The organism is Mesorhizobium sp. M7A.F.Ca.US.006.04.2.1, assembly GCF_004022915.1.
GTDB classification, from domain to species: Bacteria; Pseudomonadota; Alphaproteobacteria; order Rhizobiales; family Rhizobiaceae; genus Mesorhizobium; species Mesorhizobium ciceri.
Genome location: NZ_RZQA01001102.1, coordinates 1 through 1,724, shown reverse-complemented (window position 1 = coordinate 1,724; position 1,724 = coordinate 1). Strand labels below are relative to the sequence as shown.

The window sequence follows — 1,724 nt, the reverse complement described above, 5'->3', positions numbered from 1 at the left end:
GAGGCCGCTGATCTGGACCAGGTCCGCCACCGGCAGCGGCTTGTCGAGATTGGCGTTGATGTGATCGATGACCGGCTGCATGGCGCTTAGTTTTTCGGCGAAGGCATGGGAACCGAAGACATCGTCATAGAGCGCCATCGCAGCCTCGTAGGCTATCGCGGAAGCAGCACCCGGCGAAGCGGCGCCTTTGATCAGGCGCAAGCTGCAATCGGCAAGATGATCGATTGTCGCCGGCTGCAGCCGAAATACAGGACCCGAGACGCTGAGGATCGACTTGTGGATGCGCAGCGCTTCCTCGCCGTTCATCGAAATCCAGAAATATTCCCAGCGCTCATCTCCAGCCAGCCAGTAGCGGTGGTTGTGCGGCACCAGCACCAGCAATGTGTCGTTCTTCTGCAAGCGGTAGTTGCGGTTTTCGTAGCGCAGCCGGCCAGTCCCGCTGATCGTGTGCTGGAGCACGGTGAACGGTGTCTGACCGCGCTTGCGGCCGTCCCAGTCGTAGATTTCGTCCTCGCGCACTTCGTAGCCCGTGCTCGTCGGCATGGCGTGCAGGCGCTGGCGGCCGCGCGGCAGCGAGATCGTGCGCATGGACTGTCCGTGTTCTATCAAATCATGCAGCACAAAATTACCCCTGAAAGCATAATCCTTCTCTGGTCGCGCTCGCGAATAAGCGCATAATCCCCATCGAAAAGCGAGAGAGATCCGCAGTCAAGGAGCGGACAGGGAGGTTGGCGAGCCGGATTCCGGCTTGTCCTGCATACATGTCGCGGCATGTGGCTACAGCCTCCATTGTCATTCCTTGCCTGCAATTCGAAATGGAATGAGGTGCGGCTGATGAGTTTCAAAATCGCTATCATCGGTGCCGGCAGCGTCGGCTTCACCAAGAAATTGTTCACCGACATCTTGTGCGTGCCCGAATTCAAGGACATCGAATTCGCGCTGACCGATGTCAGCGAGCACAATCTTCAGATGATCAAGGCGATCCTCGACAGGATCGTCGAGGCGAACAGGTTGCCGACCAGGGTGACGGCGACCACAGACCGCCGCAAGGCGCTCGAAGGCGCTCGCTACGTCATCAGCTGCGTGCGGGTCGGCGGCCTCGAAGCCTACGCCGACGATATCCGCATTCCCTTGAAATACGGCATCGACCAGTGCGTCGGCGATACGATCTGCGCTGGCGGCATTCTCTATGGCCAGCGCAACATTCCGGTGATCCTGGATTTCTGCAAGGACATACGCGAGGTCGCCGAGACGAACGTCAAATTCCTGAACTACGCCAACCCGATGGCGATGAACACCTGGGCGGCGATCGAATACGGCAAGGTCGACACTGTCGGGCTCTGTCACGGCGTCCAGCACGGCGCCGAGCAGATCGCCGAGGTGCTTGGCGCGAAGTCCACGCAGGAGCTCGACTATGTCTGTTCCGGCATCAACCACCAGACCTGGTTCATCGACCTGCGCCTCAACGGCCGCCCCATTGGCAAGGATGAACTGGTGGCCGCTTTCGAGGCGCATCCGGTCTATTCCAGGCAGGAGAAGCTGCGCATCGACGTCCTGAAGCGCTTCGGTGTCTATTCGACCGAAAGCAACGGCCATCTTTCCGAATATCTGCCCTGGTACCGCAAACGTCCCGACGAGATCACGCGCTGGATCGATATGTCCGACTGGATTCACGGCGAGACCGGCGGCTATCTCCGCTACTCCACCGCAACCCGCAACTGGTT

Annotated in this window: 1 protein-coding gene and 1 pseudogene; one reads left to right on the top strand and one right to left on the bottom strand. The window is 59.5% G+C overall.

Going from position 1 to position 1,724, the window contains the following annotated elements:
• A partial coding sequence (locus tag EN925_RS34715) for an AraC family ligand binding domain-containing protein (protein ID WP_128337311.1) occupies window positions 1–588 on the bottom strand: 588 nt, incomplete at its 3' end.
• A 246-nt stretch (window positions 589–834) separates the two neighbouring features.
• Between EN925_RS34715 and EN925_RS34710 the strand changes: the two are divergent.
• Window positions 835–1,724: pseudogene (locus EN925_RS34710) on the top strand (alpha-glucosidase/alpha-galactosidase); the annotation flags it as partial.